This is a genomic window from Lentzea alba, assembly GCF_011067745.1.
In the GTDB taxonomy this organism is placed as follows: domain Bacteria; phylum Actinomycetota; class Actinomycetes; order Mycobacteriales; family Pseudonocardiaceae; genus Lentzea; species Lentzea alba.
In genome coordinates this window covers 75,024-93,267 of sequence record NZ_JAAMPJ010000009.1, presented here as the reverse complement: position 1 = coordinate 93,267, position 18,244 = coordinate 75,024, and the positions used below count along the sequence as shown (strand labels likewise).

10 protein-coding genes and 1 pseudogene are annotated in these 18,244 nt (G+C 65.5%); 6 read left to right on the top strand and 5 right to left on the bottom strand.

Annotated features, from left to right (window positions below):
• Positions 1-32: 32 nt before the first annotated feature.
• From G7043_RS29890 to G7043_RS29870, 5 genes are all read right to left on the bottom strand, one after another.
• Positions 33-1,412 (bottom strand): LLM class flavin-dependent oxidoreductase, encoded by a 1,380-nt coding sequence (locus G7043_RS29890; RefSeq protein ID WP_313888149.1) that lies wholly within the window; start codon positions 1,410-1,412, stop codon positions 33-35.
• 124 nt (positions 1,413-1,536) lie between these two features.
• Positions 1,537-2,511: a TauD/TfdA dioxygenase family protein gene (locus G7043_RS29885; RefSeq protein WP_166051256.1), complete on the bottom strand. Its 975-nt coding sequence runs from the start codon at positions 2,509-2,511 to the stop codon at positions 1,537-1,539.
• The gene (locus tag G7043_RS29880) at positions 2,511-3,500 is read right to left on the bottom strand and encodes a TauD/TfdA dioxygenase family protein (RefSeq protein WP_166051254.1); all 990 of its coding nucleotides are present in this window, start codon (positions 3,498-3,500) and stop codon (positions 2,511-2,513) included. The genes G7043_RS29885 and G7043_RS29880 overlap by 1 nt, the downstream gene beginning before the upstream one ends.
• Before the next feature lie 111 nt (positions 3,501-3,611).
• Complete coding sequence (locus tag G7043_RS29875) at positions 3,612-4,700, bottom strand: hypothetical protein (protein ID WP_166051252.1); 1,089 nt, start codon at positions 4,698-4,700, stop codon at positions 3,612-3,614.
• A gap of 4 nt (positions 4,701-4,704) precedes the next feature.
• Entirely contained in the window at positions 4,705-5,154 is a 450-nt protein-coding gene (locus G7043_RS29870; RefSeq protein ID WP_166051803.1) for a nitroreductase family deazaflavin-dependent oxidoreductase, read from the bottom strand.
• 558 nt (positions 5,155-5,712) lie between these two features.
• On the opposite strand from G7043_RS29870, the gene G7043_RS29865 reads away from it, so the two are divergent.
• The 6 genes and pseudogenes from G7043_RS29865 to G7043_RS29845 all read left to right on the top strand — a co-directional run bounded on the left by G7043_RS29865 (position 5,713) and on the right by G7043_RS29845 (position 18,220).
• Entirely contained in the window at positions 5,713-6,405 is a 693-nt protein-coding gene (locus tag G7043_RS29865; protein ID WP_166051250.1) for a DUF6875 domain-containing protein, read from the top strand.
• Positions 6,384-7,442: pseudogene (locus G7043_RS50505) on the top strand (AMP-binding protein); the annotation flags it as partial. The gene G7043_RS29865 and the pseudogene G7043_RS50505, both read left to right, overlap by 22 nt.
• 90 nt (positions 7,443-7,532) lie before the next feature.
• Positions 7,533-13,424, top strand: coding sequence for an amino acid adenylation domain-containing protein (locus tag G7043_RS29860; protein WP_449279975.1), 5,892 nt, complete (start codon positions 7,533-7,535; stop codon positions 13,422-13,424).
• Positions 13,425-13,426: 2 nt separating this feature from the next.
• Positions 13,427-15,247, top strand: a complete 1,821-nt coding sequence (gene asnB / locus G7043_RS29855; protein WP_166051246.1) for an asparagine synthase (glutamine-hydrolyzing) — start codon at positions 13,427-13,429, stop codon at positions 15,245-15,247.
• Positions 15,248-15,420: 173 nt separating this feature from the next.
• Entirely contained in the window at positions 15,421-16,914 is a 1,494-nt protein-coding gene (locus tag G7043_RS29850) for an IMP dehydrogenase (RefSeq protein ID WP_166051244.1), read from the top strand.
• Between the two features lie 517 nt (positions 16,915-17,431).
• Complete coding sequence (locus G7043_RS29845; RefSeq protein WP_166051242.1) at positions 17,432-18,220, top strand: hypothetical protein; 789 nt, start codon at positions 17,432-17,434, stop codon at positions 18,218-18,220.
• Positions 18,221-18,244 lie beyond the last annotated feature (24 nt).

The following is an 18,244-nucleotide window of genomic DNA, read 5'->3' as shown; positions in this document are numbered from 1 at the left end:
CGTCGATTTGGGGCGCCAAGCCCGCGGAATCCTCAGAATGCCGACTCGCCGGACCGGCTCCCTACTGCCGGCCGTTCCAGCCCCAGGTGGTCACGCAGTGTCGAGCCTTCGTAGTCGGTGCGAAATGCGCCGCGTTTCTGCAGAACCGGGATGACACCGTCGACAAGAAGTTGCCAGCCGTCGGGCAAGTACGAAGGCAGCAAAATGAATCCGTCCGCTCCCCGTTCGGCCACATGCTGGATGAAACGTTCGGCGATCTGCTCTGGCGAGCCTACGGTGACCCAATGCCCTGCGGACACCACCTCCGCCTCCATCAGTCGGTTGATGCTGTACTTCTCCTCCACCGCAAGCTTTCGGAAAAGCTCGTATCGGCTTTGCCTGCCCTGGAAAGTGTGCGCTTCAGGCAACAGCTCCTCGGGAATCGGTTTGGTCGGATCGAGTCCTGACAAGTCGACACCGCCGAGTTGCTTTGACAACCAGTCGAGTCCAGTCTCGACCTGGATCAAGTGCCGCAGCTCCCTCTCCATGCGCAAAGCCTCGGACTCGGTATTGCCGAGCAAGGGATGAACACCGGGCAGAACCTTTACTTTCCGCGGATCTCTGCCTGCCGCTCCGATTCGCGCCTTGACGTCGGTGTAGAAGTTCTGGCACCCGCTCAAGGTCTGTTGTGCAGTGAAAATAATCTCCGCATGTTGTGCTGCGAACGTTCGTCCGCGCGGAGAGGAACCGGCCTGCACGATCACCGGGCGACCTTGCGGGCACCGAGGCACGTTCAGCGGTCCGGCGACACCGAAGTACTTCCCGCGATGGTTGATCTTGTGAACTTTACCGGCGTCCGCATAGATGCCTTTGGCTCGATCGAGAAGGATCGCATCGTCATCCCAGCTGTCCCAGAGTGCGGTAACTGTGCGAACGTGCTCGTCGGCCCGCTCATACCGGTCGGCATGACTGGGCAGCGGAGACCCGCCAAAGTTTTCTTCGCCGTATGCCGAGGTGACGATGTTCCACGCTGCACGACCATTGCTCAAATGGTCCAGGCTGGCAAAGTGACGCGCCACATTATATGGTTCGCTGAACGTCGTCGAAACACTGCCGATCAGGCCGATGTGCGTCGTACGTGCAGCCAACGCCGACAACATCATCAGTGGTTCCAGATGAGGAAACGACGCGCTCGCCAACCTCTTGGTGTCCAGCCCCAGTCCATCAGCCATCAGGAGGGCATCGAGTTTGCCCTTTTCGGCCAGTGCGGCAATATCGCTGTACAGGTCAAGTGATGCGATCTCCTCGGCCCTGCTGGTTGGTAGGCGCCAGGCACCTTGATGGTGTCCTACTCCACCGATCAGGCCGACAAGTGTCATCGGTTCTACTTGCGTTGACACGGTCACGATCTCCGTCCCGTCGATACTGGTCACTCCGATGGATCCGCCCGGGCACGGAAGTCCTGCCGGGCGGATCCATCGTCAAGGCTGTGCACAACTTGCGCCGAACGCAGGCGAGGCAATCCTCGATGAGTGGCCGTGCCTGTAGAACGGTGAGTTACGGTCGGTAGGCCGTAAACTCGCGCCCGGCGACCTTGTGCGACGTGAACCCGTCGGGGCCTACTGGCTTGTCGCCGAGCAACGTGACGCGGTGGAGCGTCCGGGGGTCATTCGTGTGCGCGTAGTCACCGATTCCCATGTGGATAGTGCTGCGGTTGTCCCAGAAGGCAACGGCGCCCGGCGTCCACGCGTACCGGACCGTGTACGCGGGCCGCGTCACCTCGCGGAAGAGCATCGAGAGCACGTGCCTGCTCTCGACCGGGCTCAGGCCGACGATCCGGTTGACCCGCGCTGGGTTCACGAAGAGCGCCTTCTCGCCGGTTTCCGGGTGGACGCGAACCACCGGGTGCACGGCGACCTGCGGGTTTTTGTTCACCTGGTCGAGAATCGTGCGGTCCCTCTCGTCGAAGGGGTTCATGTCGTAGGCGGCGAAAAACGTGTGCTCCGCCTGCAAGCCGTCGACGAACCGTTGCAGTGAGCCAGGGAGACCTTCGTACGCCGCAACCAGATTGGCCCACTGGGTGTCACCGCCGTAGAGGGGCACGCGATCGCACCTCAGCACCGATGCAGCCGGCGGGTTGGCTGCGGTTGACAGGTCGGTGTGCCAGCCGCCGAAGCCGCTGTGCTGACGCGAACGGTAGTGCTCCTCGTGGTCGAAACCGTAAGCCTCGACGTCCTTTTCCGGAGAGATGGTCCACACCTGAGGGAACTCGTCGAGTTCGCCACCGCTCTGTGGCCGGGCTCGCGCCATCAGGTCGCCGAACTGACTCGCGAACGCGATCTGGGTGCGGTGGTCGAGCTTCTGGCCTGGGAAGAACAACACTTTGTGGGTCAGCAAAGCCGTCCTGATCGCCGCGACGGTCGCGTCGTCAAGCGTGTTGCTCAGGTCGATACCGTGAATCTCCGCACCGATGTAGCCGGCCACGCGGCGCACGTCGAGATCAGCCGCGGAAGCGATCGTGTCAGTAGCCATCAGACGGTTTCCTTTGCACGGACGGGAAGCGCGTTGAAGGGTTCACCGGCGATCAGCTTCGACTTGACACCGTCTGGGCCGACCGGGACGTCACCGTTGATCGTGACGCGGTAGAGAGTGCGGCGTTCGCCGGCGACACCAGCGTCACCTGGGCTCAGGTGCGCGGTGCTCCTGTTGTCCCAGAACACGACGTCGCCTGGTGCCCAGCGCCACCTCATCGTGAACTCCGGCCTCGTGATCTGTTCGAAGAACAGCTCAAGCAACTGCCGGCTCTGTGACGGGCTCAAACCGACCAGGCGATTGGTGGAAGCGGGGTTGACGAACAGGGATCGCGCCCCGGTCTCCGGATGTACTCGCACGACGGGGTGCTCGGCCACCAGTGGGTGGTCGTTGTTGAGCTGGAGCACGTACCGGTCCATCTCGTCGTGCTGGAGCATCTGGCAGCCGGCGAAGAACGCGTGCTCCGCCCGCAGGCTGGCGGCGAAGTCCTGGACAGCGGGGGACAAGCCTTCATAGGCCGCTTCGAGGTTGGTCCATTGCGTGTCACCACCGAACGAAGTGACGTTTTCGGCCCGCAGGATCGACACTGCGGGTGGGTTCACGGCCGGGGTCAGGTCGGTGTGCCAGCCCGCGTTGTAGTCCAGCCACCGAAGCCGGTACCGCTCCTCGAAGTCCTCGCCGTACCGCTCGTCCTCCACCTTCGAGTCCACGGTCAGGAGCTCGGGATAGCCCTCCGGCGCAGCGCCGTTGTGGGGGGCTGGCCTGCGGGTGAGGTCGCCGAACGACAGTCCGAGCTCGACATGGGTGTCGTGGTCGAGCGTCTGACCGCGAAACGCGAGGACTTTGTGCTGCAGCATCGATCGCCAGATCGCCTGCCTGGTTTCGGCGTCGAGCTGAGGCCCCAGCTCGACGCCGGTGACCACGGCGCCGATGTGGCCCGCCAACGGCGTTAGCGAGACCCCGTCCAACTGTTCAAGTGTGGTGCTCAACAGATCCCCCTCCGTAGCTCTACCGGGTCGGTGACAATCACGTGCGAGTTGGCTGGCTGCCGAACATGCCCGGTGCGGTTCGCGCACAACCTCGTTTTTCGCTGCGGATGTTCAGGCATCGGCGGTTGAGCCGAGGTAGACGGACGCTGCCGCACCCAAACTCATCGCCGGATGAACTGATCCGGCGTTGACATCACGCCAGATGCGGTCGAAGTGGCCCCCGGCAGCGGTCATGCGGGCTCCTACCGTGCGGTGGACGGCGTTGACCGCGTTGACGGCCAGTCCACCTGCGACCGCGAAGTCGCGGCGTGCTCTGACGACCGCGGACCGGTCCAATGCGCCCGAGTCCGCGGTCACAGCGACGCGCTCGAGCAGCAGTTGCGCAGCGTCGACTTCCCCGGCGGCCAGGGTGAGGATCGCCTGTTCGTGGTGGCTGAACGCGCGGCGGTTGTCGTTCCCCGACACCGTTTCCAAGGCCAGCTCGATGGCCCGTTGTGCGGCGCCGACCAGCGGCGCGGTGAAGGCGATTCCGCTCACCGCGTCGTTGGCGACGTCGTAACACGCGCCGGATGCTTCCTGAGGTTTGCCGGTGAACAGCTCGTTTCGCTGGAAGACATGGTCATGGGGAACGACGGCGGCACTGACGACGACGGTTTCGCTCGCTGTGGCACGGAGTCCGGCCGATTGCCAGGTTTTGTGCACCTGGCAGGCCGATCGGGGTACCAGTGCGAAGAGAGCGTCCGAAGTGGATGCTTCCTCTGCCCGCCGGCAGGTCAGCATCAGCCACTCGGCGTATGAGACACCGCTGACGAAAGGCCAGGTGCCGTCGACGAGCCATCCGTCGGCCACCTGCCGGACCATCCCGCTTGGCAGCAACGTGCTGGCCAGCAACGTGTCCGGCGACTTGCCCCAGACCACGTGCTGCGCACTCTTGGGAAGGAAAGCGGCCTTGCGTGCGGCCGATGAAGCCACTGCCGCGCACCAGGCTGCGGAGGCGTCCGCGGCGGCGAGCGTGGCAACGTTGCGGTATTGCTGCAGGAACGTTCCTTGACTGCCACCCCATGCGGCAGGCACGAACAACCGGGCGAACCCGGTGGTACGCAACAGCCTGACCATCGGTTCGGTGAGGCTGCCCTGCGCCTCGGAGCGTGCGGCTTCACGCTCCGCCGCTTCCAGCACATCTCGACTCAACGGCTGCACTCGGTCACGACCTTGACGATGCGGGAGCGTCCTCGGTCGCCGCGCTGAGCACGACGAGAGGAATTCTCCGCTGCGTCTTGCGCTGGTAGTCCTCGTAGTCGGGCCAGACGCCGACCATCACATCCCAGAGAGCATCATACTCCGGTCCACTCGCGACAGACGCGATCACGTCGAAGCGTTCGTCCTTGACCTGGACCGTCACCTTGGGCTCGGCGAGGAGGTTCAGGTACCAGTCAGGATGTCGGTCTGATCCGAGATTCGAGGCCGCCACCACGAGGCCGGATTCGGTCCTGGCGTAGATGAGCGCTGTCCGGCGAAGCGTGCCGGACCGCCTGCCGCGCGTGGTCAGAACCAGCGTGGGCACATCTCGCCAGATGTGTCCGATTTCGCCGTTGGTCTCCACATACCGTGCGACATGTTCAGCAACAGCTGAATACCTGCTGTCCGTGGGCACAGCAGCGTCATGTTCGGGCAACTCTTCCCCCAGGTCTACAGGCTGCAGTGAGCATCTAACAAGCTGCCAGCCAAGTCCGCAACGCCAACTCTGGATATCAAGGCTGTCGCGCCGTGTCAACGGATGAGAATTCCACGTGCTCGCCACCACATTTGACTTCCTTGCGTATCCAGAAAGACACGTTTAGTCTGGCTGACGGATCAGCGAGGACCACCTGGCTGATCCGCGTTCAGTGTGCGCTACCTGGGGGGTCGCATGGTTTTTCAACCGTTGAGATGGTTGCCGGTCATAGATCCGGCGTTGCAGCAGCGTGGCGACGTGCCGCTGCTGTCACCTCCGGTTCTCCGCTGAAGTCAAGATCAGCTCGGCGCGTGCGTCGCGCTCTGTGATCATGGAATTTCCGAACCTTGGTGACCTTATTCATCAAGGTTCGGAAATCGATCACACGGGCAGCTGCGCACAGGCGCCTTGCTTGATTCGGTCCTGCCTTGATCTCGTGTTCAAGTGCGGAACTCGATCAACTGTCGCCCTTTGCAGCCAACTCCAAGGTGATAATTCGTGTCCCTGTCGGAGTCGTATCCCTTCGAGCCTGGGTCTCTGGTGAACATGACGGCCGCTGAGGCCGTATACGACCGTTTCCCCGCGTACCGCATGGGTGCTGACTGGATGCTCCAGTTCGTCGCCCAACCACACCGGTTGATGCCTCGGCCTGGGCACGTCTGTCCCCGGTTGCTGCCGGCGATCCGGCAGGACGTCGTCCAGTTGGTGACCGTCCGCACTGCGGTCGGCGATGCGGCTGAGGCAGAAGAAAAGGTTCCCTACCTCGGCGATCTCTTCGTCGAGCTGTTCGGAGATGGCCCCAGCTTCCGGACGGCCTCACTGATCGGTTTCTTCCCAGACCTCGATCCTGGGCGCGCGGGTGACTTCATCGACGAAGGCCACCGAAGACTGCGGATGAGCTTCGTCAGGCGGGGACTCATGCTCGGTGAGTTCCATCCGCTCAGCACCGTGGCGAGTGTCCGGAACCCGCAGTTCCTCGTCATGGAGTCGCCGGTGCCGATGTTCGCCGTTCGCGCTCTCAGCGTGCACGACCGCTTGTTCCTCGACAACGACGCGATCCCATCGGAGGACAGGGAGGCCTACCTGCGCAGCTACCTGCGGCACGTTGGGGATCAACTTCCTGAGGGGACGCGTGGACAGATCGAGGAGAGCCTCGTGGCGACGGCCAAGTGCGCCGACGGAAGGAGCTGAGTCCTGTGTGGACGGCTGAGCACCCCAACCTCGCCACGGCTTTTGTCGATTCGTGTGCACGGCATGCCGACGACTGGGCGGTCATCGACGGGGAGCGGAGGACGAGCTACGCCGAGCTCGACCAGCTGACCGCCGCCGTTGGTGGTGGTATCGCAGCCGCGCTGGCGGCGGCACCGGCGGGTCAGGTGCCGGTGGTCGCGGTAGTACTGCCGGCGTCGATCGAGTTCATCGCCGCCGTGATGGGCACGATCCGAGCTGGTGCGGCCTATCTGCCAATTGACTCGCAGCACCCCGACGACTACATCACCGATCTTCTCGCACAAGCCCGTCCCGCGTTGGTGATCACCACTTCGGAGAACGTTGCCGGCTACACGAGCCCCGACCGGCCGGCCGTGGCGTTCGACGACCTGCGCACACCGTTCGACGGTGATCTCCCCGGACTCAGCGTGGCGCCGACGGCACCCGCCTACGTGATCTACACCTCGGGTTCGACAGGGCGCCCGAAAGGCGTTGTCGTCAGCCACGATGCGATGATCAACTCCACGGACGCGCGCGACCGCGCCTACGGCGTGCCTCGCCGGATGCCGTTGATCCACTCGGTTGCGTTCGACCTCTCGTCGGGCGTGGTGTTCTGGGCGCTCCTCAGTGGTGGAACGCTGATCATCAATCCGGTTCCGCTCACGGACGTGCCGGGAACACTGGAGATGATCTACCGCGAAGACGTGACTCACCTGGTGTACCCGGCCTCGCTCTACTCCACGTTCCTGGAGTACGCCCGAACGCGCCCGCCGCTCGGGATCGAGCACGTCATGATCGGCAGCGAACGCTGGAGCGAGCTGCTGATCGGCAGACACGCCGAGATCCTGCCCACCACTTCGCTGCACAACGAGTACGGGCCAACCGAAGCATGCGTTTGGACCAGCGCGGGGTGTGTCTACAACGGACGAACCAGTGCGGTCGAGACGATGACCATCGGACGACCGATCGCCGGCGCGGAGTACCATCTGGCGGATTCGCCGGACGATCTCTTCCCCGCGGACGAGCCGGGCCACGGAGAGCTGTACATCTCCGGCCGCAACGTCGCGATCGGCTACCTGCACCAGCCGCGGCTCACCGAGCAGCGGTTCGTGAAGCTGCCGGACGGTCGTCGCGCTTATCGGACGGGCGACCTGGTCGAGCGGTTGCCCGACGGACGTTACCGGTTCGTTGGCCGGGCCGACCGGCAGATCAAGGTGCAGGGCAACCGGATCGAACCGGGACACGTCGAGACCGCCCTGATGACCCACCCTGCGGTCGAGCAGGCCCATGTCACGGCCGTGCAGCGGGGCGACTCGGGCTCTGGCCTCGTGGCTTACGCAGTTCTGCGCCCGAGTGCGGCCGACACCTCGGCAGAAAACCTGCGGGCCCACGTGGCGCAGTCCCTGCCCGCCTACCTCGTACCGCACGCGTTCGTCATCGTTGCAAGCCTGCCGCGCAACCCGAGTGGCAAGATCGACGAAAGTCGGCTGCCCGCTCCGGTGACAGGTACGCCACCTGTGGACGATTCGACCGGCGCCGCCGATCCCCGCCTCGCCGCGATCTTCGCCGAGGTGCTGGGGCTGGAACACGCGCCAGCCGACCTGGTATCGCTCGCCGAACTGGGTATCACGTCGCTCGGGCTCGTCCGCGCGGCCGCGATGATCCGTCAGGTTTTCGACGTCGAGGTACCTGTCAGTGAGCTGTTCGCCCTGCCGGACATGGCCGCGGTCGCGGAACGGGTGCGGGCAGGTGGCACCAACGACCGACCGCCGCTGGTGCCGCTGGCGCGCCACAGCTCGGATGCGCCGTTGAGTGCGCAGCAACATCAGATCTGGTTCCTCAACCACCTCTCGCCGGAGGCACTCGCCTACAACACGCAGTTCTCGCTGCTGCTCACCGGCGACATCGATGTTTTGGTGCTGAACGCCGCGCTGACACACATCGTGCAACGGCACGAGATTCTGCGTACCACGTTCCACGAGGGTGCTGACGGTCCACACCAGACTGTCCATTCCGGATGGCAGGTCGCGGTCGACGTGGTGGATCTACGCGGCGTCGAGGACAGCGCCGCCGCCGTGCATCGCGACATGACGAGCCTGATGACGACCCCGTTCGTCGTGTCCGAGCTGCCGTTGGTCCGCTGGCGGCTGTACCGGCTCGGTGACTCGTCGTGGAACCTGTTCCAGGTCGAGCACCACTTCGTCCACGACGGCTGGTCGGCTTCGCTCTTCCTGCGGGAGATCCGGGACACGTACCGGGCGATCGCTGCGGGCGACACTCCCGGCGCTGCCGAGCTTCGGGTGCAGTACCGCGACTACGCCCGGTGGTACCACCGCTGGCGAGAGACTGCGGATTACCGGCAGCAGAAGGAGTACTGGCTCGGCAAACTCGCCGGCTGTCCACAGGTGGGCGTCACGTTCGACACGGACCGCCCTCGCCCCGCCGCACAGTCGTTCGCGGGCGACCGGGTGCAGATCGAGGTTCCCACTGGCCTGCTGACGCGGGTCGACGAGCTGTGTCAAGCCCGAGGCGTCACGCGGTTCGCGGTGTTCCTGAGCGCATTCGCCGCCCAGGTCTGGCACCACACCGGCGAGACCGACATGGTCATCGGATCGGCGCTGTCCAACCGACGCCAGGCCGAGACCGCCGGCCTGCTCGGCATGTTCGTCAACGCACTGCCCCTGCGGCTCACCGTCGACCCGACAGCGCCCGTCAGTTCAACGGTTCGAGCGACGATGACGACCCTGCTGGAGGCACAGGATCATCAGGAGTTCCCGCTCATCGACCTGATCAAGGAGCTGGACCTTCCGCGCGACCGGGCACGCAACCCGCTGTTCGGGCTCATGTTCGCGTTCCACGACAGTCCTCGTCCCCGGTTCGAGCTCGACGGTCTCAGCGGGCGGCTGAGGATCGACCACAACGGCTCGGCCAAGAACGACGTCAACGTGGTCTGCGTGCCGAATCCGCCGGAACCGGGGTCGACGTTGTCTCACGCTGGGATCAGCGTCCTTTGGGAGTACAACACCGACCTCTTCGACCACGCGACAGCGCAGCGCCACGCTGAAGGGTTCGTGCGCATCGTCGAGCTGGTGGTTTCCCAGTGGGACACCGAGCTCGGCGCTGCGGACCTGCACGGTCCTGCCGGCCTGCACGACATCCTCGCCGCGGGAGAAGGCCCTTCCTCGGAATCGCCGTTCGGCACCCTGCACGAAGGGGTCGACCGGCAGATCGCCGCCGCCCCTGACAGCGTGGCGATCAGGCATGACGGCCGATCCTGTACGTACGGCGAGCTGGATGTCCTCGCACGCGCGGTTGAGGAGGTCCTGCGCTTCGGCGGTGTCGCTGCGGGCGACGTCGTCGCTGTTGCCAGTGACAAGACTCCCGATCTCGTGGCGGCGTGGCTCGCCACGGCGCGGCTGGGTGCCGCCTACGTGTGCCTCGATTTAGGACAACCCGCTGAGCGACTGGCCGGCTTGCTCGCCGATGCCGCGGTGTCCGCGGTGCTGTGCCCGCCCGAGAACACCTTCACCTTCGACGGCATCGGAGTGCCGACGATCCCGCTCAAGGCGGGTTCAGATCCGGGCCCGCGGCAGCGTCGGGCCACCGCGGTCGCTCCGACGAGTCCTGCCTACCTCACTTACACATCAGGCTCGACAGGTGCTCCCAAAGCAGTGGTCACCTCGCACCGCAACGCGGTTACGGCGATCCACGCACGCACCGAGTACTTCGGTGAAGCCCCCCCGCGCACGCTCGTGACGCTGCCCATCATCTTCGACGTCGCCGGCTCCATGGTGTGGTGGACCTTGTGGCGTGGTGGAGTGGTCGTGTTCCCTGACCCCGGCGCGGACGTCAGGGACGTCGACCAGATCAGGTCGCTGGCCGAACGGGAACATGTCACCCACGTCAACTTCGTCGCGTCGTTCTACCGGCACTTCGCCGAAGCCGTGCCGGTCGGCTCCCTGTCCGGGCTGCGGGTCGTGGCCATTGGCGGAGAGCCCTGCACGCCGGATCTCGTTGCGCTGCACGCGCAACGGCTGCCTTCTGCGTCCCTGCACAACGAATACGGCCCCACCGAGGCAACGGTGTGGTGCTCGGCGACGTGTGTACATGCGCCCGGACAGCCACCCACGCCTGTAGTCACCATCGGTCGGCCGCTGGCGAACTACACAATGGTGGTGCTCACCGATGCCGACCGGCCCGCACCGGTGGGCGCCCGCGGGGAGCTGTGGATCGGCGGCGACGGCGTCGCGCTCGGTTATCACGATCGCCCGGACCTCACCGCGAAGTCGTTCGTCACCTTCTCCACCGGTCCCCTTGCCGGACGCCGCTTTTACCGCACCGGTGACTACGCCCGGCTGACCTCTGAGGGGGAGTTCGAACTCTTCGGGCGGATTGATGGTCAGGTGAAGGTGCGTGGCTACCGCATCGAAACCGGCGAGATCGAACGGTGCCTGGCCGAGCATCCATTGGTCGGCGCCGCGTACGTCGGCGTGGCTGAGCACAACGGCAGCCATGTCCTGGCTGCCTACGTTGCCGCCAGCGGCCAGGATGCGGAGCTCGCCGGGGAACTTCGCGATTGGGTTGCCGCCAAGCTGCCCGCTTACATGGTCCCCGCCTCCATCGCGGTGCTCGACCGGCTGCCGCTGACCGGTACCGGGAAGATCGACCGCGACCGGTTGCCTCGACCATCCGCTGTGCTCGCGCTGGACGCCGGGACGGGCACGGCCGCGGAGACCCCCGAACAGGAACTGCTCCTGTCCGTGTGGCGAACGCTGCTCGGCCGGTCTGACATCGGCATCGACGACGACTTCTTCGCTGTGGGTGGCGATTCCCTGCAGTCCATCAGGGCGGTCGCGCAGGCCAGGGCTCGCGGCCTCACGATCACGGTGGCGCAGTTGCTGAGCACACGCACCATCCGTGCTCTCAGCGCACACGTCCGGCCAATCACGCGGGCCACGGGTACCGTCGAGCATCGTCCCGGTGGTACCCGGCTCCGGCTGACCCCGATCCAGGGCTGGTTCTTCGCACAGGAGTTCAACGAGCCGGACTGCTTCGCGCAGGTTCGCGTGTTCGACTTGCCCTCGGATGCGGACGTCGCGATGGTGCGGCAGGCCGTCGAGTGGACACTCGCTCGGCACGAGGCCTTCCGAACACGCTTCGTGCAGAGCGGTGGCGCCTGGCATGCGGTGCTGATCGACGCGCCGGATCCGGTCGGGTGGGATCAGGTCGACACCTCCGGCAACGTCGGCGACGCGGTCAGGGCGGCCCTTGACACGATCAACGTCGAGACGGGTCCGCTGTGGCGCGTAGTCCTGATCGAGGACGCGGCGGCGCCGACTCGGTCGCTCGGCCTGGTCCTGCACCACCTGATCGTCGATGCGGTGTCGTGGGACGTCATCGCGCAGGACATCGCGCACGCCCACGCCCGGCTTCGGTCGGGAGCCACTCTTGAGGATCGGCGGGCCCCCGGCGTGCCGGATGCTCCCGCACCCACCCCCGAACTCGGTGAGGCAGCCCACTGGTACGAGCTCGCCGAGGAAGTGCGATCCGGCGAACTCACGCCACCGCGCACCGGATCGCTCACCCTCGCCGATCGCACGGCGACCCGCCGGACGCTCCCGGCCCACGTGCGCCGGTTCCTGCTGCACGACGCACCACTCGTGCACCGAGTCGCGGCCAGGGCACTGCTCCTCGGCGCTCTTGCCCGAGCGATGGATCCCGGCACGGGCGTGCTGTACGCGTTCCTGGAAGGGCACGGACGTGATCGGCTGCCCGACGCGGACGAGATCGTGGGCTGGTTCACCTCGCTCTACCCGGTGCTGCTGCGCACGACGGACGCGAGCAGCCTCATCCACGCGGCCGCCGTGGTCGATCGTGCGATCGCCGCGGTACCCAGCGGTGGCGTCGGCTACGGACAGGCCCGCTACCTCGACCCCGGTTCCGATCTCGGCCGCCTGCTCGCCGAGTTGCCGGCTCCGCAGGTGACGTTCAACTTCCTCGGCCAGCACCAACCCCTGACTGATCTGCTTCGTCCAGCACCGGTGCCGCTCGGCACGGGCATCGGGGGCAGCAACGTGCTGCCCACCGCGTTCGACATGACCGTGTCCGACACCGGCAGTGGCATGTCTGTCGACGTCTCCTACGACAGTGAGGTCTTCCCCGAAGACCTCGTCGACGTCGTCCTTGATCGGATGACCGCCGATCTCGAGGACGCGGCGGGTCTTGTGGAGCTCACGCCCAGGCGAGCCGACCACGCCGAGCCGCACCTGTTCATTCACGCTGTGGACGGCACGATCACGCGCTACGAGGAACTGTCGCGCCGCGTCCAGGCTCAGTGGCGGTGTCTTGGTCTGCCGCAGATGTCCACGCCGGCGGTCAGCACGGTCCGCGACACGGCCATCACCCATCTGACCAGGCTCCGCCGGCGGGGGATCACCGGACCGGTTGCGCTCACGGGATGGTCCTTCGGCGCGGCCGTCGCGTTCGAACTGGCCCAACTGCTCGAAGTGGAGGGAATCGAGCTGACCCGGCTGACGCTCGTCGACCCGCCACTGGTCTTCGACCGCAGTGGATATGAGGCAGACCTGCGGTCCTGGCTGACCCAGCTCGTCGCGTCGGCACCCGATGGCGTTGTCGCTGACGTCGTCGACAGCACAGCGGGGCTCCCAGCGCGTGACCGGCTCGCCGAGATTCGGGTCAGGCTGCTCAAGCACACACCACAGGCCGAGCAGGCGCTGGTGACCGACCAGCTCGAACTGCTGCTCGGCAACTACGAGGCTCTCCGCCGCTGGCGGCCGGATGGCACCGTCGCGAGCATGAACATCGTTCTGTCGACAGCTACGAGCGACAGCGGCAAGCACGAAACGCACCTGTGGGCACCACACAGTCGCGGCGTGGTCGGCGTCGACACCGTGCCAGGTGACCACTTCTCGATGCTGACAGGACCGGGCGTGGTCGCGCTCGCCGACCTGTTGCTCGCGCGAGTGGACGGGGAAGGCTGATCGTGTTCACCGGATGCGGCATCGCCGGGGCGCTGAGCTTCGACCGAACCGGACCCCGCCTGGCCGACCTGCGACAGGTCGTCGAGGCGCTCGCGCACCGCGGACCGGACGCTGAAGGCTTCTGGCAGCAGGACAACGTGATGCTCGGCCACCGCAGGCTGAGCATCATCGGACTGGCGGAGTCGGGTACGCAGCCCATGGTCCGTGATCATTTGGCGATCACGTACAACGGTGAGCTGTACAACTACCGCAAGCTGCGATCAGAGCTCAGCCGAGACTTCGTCTTCACCTCCGACACCGACACCGAGGTGATCCTGCGAGCGTGGCAGCGATGGGGGAGGGCGGCCGTCGACCGGTTCGACGGCATGTTCGCATTCGCACTCTGGAACAAGGCGAGCCGTTCTCTCACGCTCGTGCGTGACCGCCTCGGCGTCAAACCGCTCTACCTGCATCGCTCCGCGTCCGCGCTGATGTTCGCATCCGAGGTCGAGGCGCTGTTGCGCTTTCCGGGCGTGCCGCGAGAACCCGACGTCGACGCGTTGCGCCACCGACTGCTCTGCTCGTCCACCCTGGAACCTGATCAGAGCCGAACCGTCGTGCGCCAGGTCGAGGCATTGCCTCCGGCGACGATCATGACCGTGTCCGCTGACGGGATCACGCGGTCGGCGAAGTACTGGGCACTTCCCGACACCGCCGGCTCAGCGGAACATCCAGACCCGGCGGTCGAGCTCCGCCTGCTTCTGGGCGACGCTGTCGAGTCGATGCTCGTGTCCGACGTGCCTGTGGCCGCGTTCCTCAGCGGTGGGCTCGACTCATCCGCGATCACCGCCCTGGCCGCCGGGCGGCAACGCATGCCCGCGGTAACGGTCGCCCACCCTTCCGCCGCTCGCAGCCGTGAGGGCCTGTCCGGTGACAGCGATCTCCGTTACAGCGAGGCACTGGCACGGCACCTTGGCGAACGCGTCGACCACAGGACTGTCCCGCAGACCGCCGATGTCAGCCTGGCGGACATCGACGCGGTCTGCGACCTGGCGTCGCTCGCCGACGACGTCCGCCACGTCGGCATACTGGCCAACTACCGCAGCATCCGGGACATGGGACTGAAGGTCGTCCTCAACGGACAGGGCGCTGACGAGCTCATGGGCGGTTACGTGGGACGCCCGAACTTCGTCGCCAACATCGTGGACGTCCTCGCACCCGACGAGAAGACAGTGCGCAGGCTTCCCGCTTCCCGGCAGGCAGGCTCCTTGTCGGCCGATGTACTGCGGTACCGGCGAACTGCCGATGAAAGAGTGCTCGACTACCTCGCGGGACTCACAGGTGGCGCGGTGGAACGAGTGCACCGTTTGCTCGTGCACACCCAGCTGCTGCGTGTGGTGCAGTTCGAGGACTTCCTCGCGATGCGGGTGACGGTCGAGGCGCGCTTTCCCTTCCTCGACCACCGCGTCGCTGAGTGGTGCTTCTCTCGTCCGTTCGACATGCACATCGAGACGACCAAGCGGCGCGGCAAGTCCGTGCTGCGCGCCGCGATGAACGGTGTCCTGCCGCAGGAGCTGCTGCAGCGGCGCAAGGAGGTCTTTCCCTATCCCGACTCGGTGCGGCTGCACGCGGCACTCACCGCGCTTGCGACTGAACACGAGCCGGAGTTGCGCTCCGATCCGCTCGTGGCGAGCATGTTCCAACTTCCCGAGAAGGGCAGGATGGACACGGTCGACACCGACTCCCTTTGGCTGTTTCTGTCCGTTTGGCGATGGCATAAACGACTCACCAACGCTCACTCGGCGGGTTCCGCCACCCTCGTTGGTGCCGAACGCCTCCCCTGACGCCAGCCACGGCAGCGTTCGCGTTCGAACATTCGCCTGCGGGATTGTCCGTCGTGGAGATCTGCTCGATTTGGCCGGTCACAGCGGCGAAGATAGGCTGGAGGCTTGCTGCAGCACACCCTTGTGACGACTGGTGGGCGCCTTGCGTGGCCGAGGTGACCTGGAGGAATCAAATGGCCAAGATCATCCCCGAGGTCTCGCGGACGTTCAACGAATATCTGCTCCTGCCGAATCGCACCCGCATCGAATGCTCCACTGAGACGGTTGATCTGCGCACACCACTGGTCCGGCACGTTCCAGGGGAGGCGCCGGCGATTGAGCTGCTCTCGCCGTTCACCTCGGCCATCATGCAGGCGGTCAGTTCTCCCGAACTCGCGATCGCCCTCGCGCGCAACGGTGGCCTGAGCTTTCTGCACCACAATCAGCCGATCGAGGACCAGGCTGCGGCGGTCCGTCAGGTGAAGAGGTTCAAAGCCGGGTTCATCACCAGCGACACGAACGTCCGCCCTGACGACACCTTGGGGCACCTGGTCGAAGTCATGCGCCGCACCGGGCACAGCACCGCCGCTGTCACGGAGGACGGCACCGCAACCGGTCGTTTGCTGGGCATGGTGACCTCCCGGGACTTCCACCCGCAGCGCCACGCGCTCGACCAGCCCGTCAGCAGCCGGATGACCCCGATCGCCGAGCTTCCCCACGCCGGGCACGAAGTCTCCCTCTCCGAGGCCAACGCGCAGTTGTGGGACCAGCGGCTGGACTGCCTGCCGGTGGTGGACGAGAAGGGGCACCTGCAGCACCTCGTGTTCCGCTCCGACTACACGGACAACAAGCGGTTCCCTCACCAGTCAGTGGATGCGAACAAGCGTTTGCGTGTCGGCGCGGGCATCAACACCCACGATTACCAGGAGCGCATCCCTGCCCTGCTCGAGGCCGGCGCGGACCTGCTGTGCTTCGACTCGTCCGACGGTTACAGCGACTGGCAGCGCAACGCGTTGACCTGGGTCAAGAAGCATTACCCGGAGATCCCGGTCGGCGGTGGCAACGTCGTTGACGGCGAGGGGTTCAACTTCCTCGCCGAGGCCGGTGCCGACTTCGTGAAGGTCGGCGTGGGCGGTGGCTCCATCTGCATCACCCGCGACCAGAAGGGCATCGGCCGAGGTCAGGCCAGCGCCGTGATGGACGTTGCCGCCGCTCGCGACGAGTTCCGCGAGCGCACCGGCGAGTACGTCCCGATCTGCTCGGACGGCGGCCTGGTGCATGACTACCACGTCGCGCTTGCGCTGGCGATGGGCGCCGACTTCGTGATGATGGGCCGGTACTTCGCCCGTTTCGACCAGGCACCTGGCGCGAAACTGCCGACCAGGGACGGCTTCGTCAAGGAGTACTGGGGCGAAGGCTCCAATCGTGCTCGCAACTTCCAGCGCTACGGCCAAGGCGATCGGCTGATCTTCGAAGAAGGTGTGGACGGCTACGTTCCCTACGCGGGTGACCTCAACGAGGGACTCGCGCTGACCATCGCGAAGATCAAGGCGACCATGGTCTCGTGCGGTTCCATGACGCTGCCGGAGTTTCAGGCCACGGCGCGGCTCACGCTCGTCTCCGAGCAGAGCTTCCAGGAAAGTCACGCCAACGTCTCCCTGCGAGACACTGCGGCCACGGCTGTCTGAGCGGTCGAGTGTCCGTCGCTGGTGGTGCGGGAGGAACGCTCGCACCACCAGCGCTTCAGTGTGATTTGTCGCGCACACTTTGAGCGGCACCGGACATAAAGGTCGGCAAACTCGATCGGCCTCCTTCGAATTGTCGGAATTGATCAGCGAGTGTGCGATGTCACGTCCCGTGGCAGCTCTTGTTCGCGGCAGGCGTGCTGTGTAAGCTTCTTCGCGAGGTAGGCAATGTCACACGACGTCGTTCGTGATGTGCCTTGAGTCTGGGGGGATTCTGCTTCGCTTTCCTGGCAGTGTGCTCATCGAGCGAGTCAGGCGCGCCAGCGTTTTCTCAGCACGTTGAACGAGGAGAACTGTGGTGACAACTGGTTCAGCTGCCACTCAACGGGTGGATGGCGATGTCGTTCTGTACTGGCTGCGCACCGAGCGTGACTCGATCAGGATTTCCGACGGGTTCCGAGCGCACACCCTCGAAGTGTACGAGCAGGCTGCTCACGCCGCTGGGATGACACTTGTACCTGTGACGGTCGACGACATCACCGCCACGGACGCCGAAGAGGCGGCGGTCATTCGTGTCGCCGGGCGGGAGATCGACCCGCGTCGCACCGTCTTCCACACCGCGCCGGCGAGCACCCCGGCCAACATGCCGGACATGTGGCGCTATGTGACGACCACCGGAATCCTTGAAGCCGCCGGGTTCTGCGTGACGGTGCCCACCCAGCACGGCATCGCCTACAGCGACTCGTTCGTGTTCCTCACTCGGTTCGGCGAGCACGGTGTCCCCAGCTTGCCCACCGTACGCGTGTGCACCCGCGAGATCGAGGTCCACGAGAAGAACCGCTTCCAGCTTTCGCAGTGGGGACTGGACTTTCCAGTAGTCGTGAAGCCCGCGCACTGGGACGGTGGCGCGGGTGGTGCGTTCGTGGCCGACACCAGCCGCAGGCTGAGTACGATCTTCCAACTGGCCGGAGCTTCGGAGACGACAGTTCTTGTGCAGCCGTGGCTGGGTGAGGACACGATCAGCCATCGGATTCAGTGCTTCGCCGGCGAGCCGGAGGACACCGGCGAGACTGTTCCTGATCACGTCGTCGCGTCAGCGAGCAAGATCGCACAGGAGATCGGTCTCCCTTACTTGTGCCTCGACTTCGTTGAGGCACAAGGTGAGTTCTGGCTGTCCGGAGTGGACCTCGGGGTGTTCTCCGCCGACACCGACGCGAAGACGGCCACGAAGCAGTTGCAGTCCTACCGGAACCACTTCGACCGGTTCTCCTCCGGTGAGCGGGGCGTGCGGCGCTGGGCTTACGTGTGACCGAGCGTCAGCCGATCAACCTGG

What these genes read in the sequence shown, in the direction of transcription:
- G7043_RS29850 (WP_166051244.1), top strand. Translation starts at nt 15,421, where the DNA reads ATGGCCAAGATCATCCCCGAGGTCTCGCGGACGTTCAACGAATATCTG.
- G7043_RS29885 (WP_166051256.1), bottom strand. Translation starts at nt 2,511, where the DNA reads ATGGCTACTGACACGATCGCTTCCGCGGCTGATCTCGACGTGCGCCGC.